The organism is Bradyrhizobium sp. Leo114 (genome assembly GCF_055229415.2).
Genome location: NZ_JBUYEN020000278.1, coordinates 1 through 255, shown reverse-complemented (window position 1 = coordinate 255; position 255 = coordinate 1). Strand labels below are relative to the sequence as shown.

Sequence of the window (255 nt, the reverse complement as noted above, 5' to 3'; positions counted from 1 at the left end):
GCTGCCGCCGGCGTCGCCGATGACGGCAGTCTTCATGCGGTCGTAAAGGATCTCATGGGGGATGCCACCGATCGCCTCGAATGCCGCCATATGGCAGCGCAGAACCGTCTGCATGTCCTGGTGCAGGACAAAACGCGCCCAAATCAGCCGGCTGAAGCCGAGCACAAAGGAGAACAGCCAAACGATGCGGGTGACCGCCGGCTCATCGGTGAACTGCACCTGGAATTGAGCGAAGTCGACCTGCGCCTGGTCGCC

General features: G+C 62.4%; 1 protein-coding gene. It reads right to left on the bottom strand.

From position 1 onward, the window contains the following. On the bottom strand, window positions 1-255 hold a 255-nt coding region (locus ACZIRK_RS45740), incomplete at both ends, for a DDE-type integrase/transposase/recombinase (protein ID WP_474419914.1).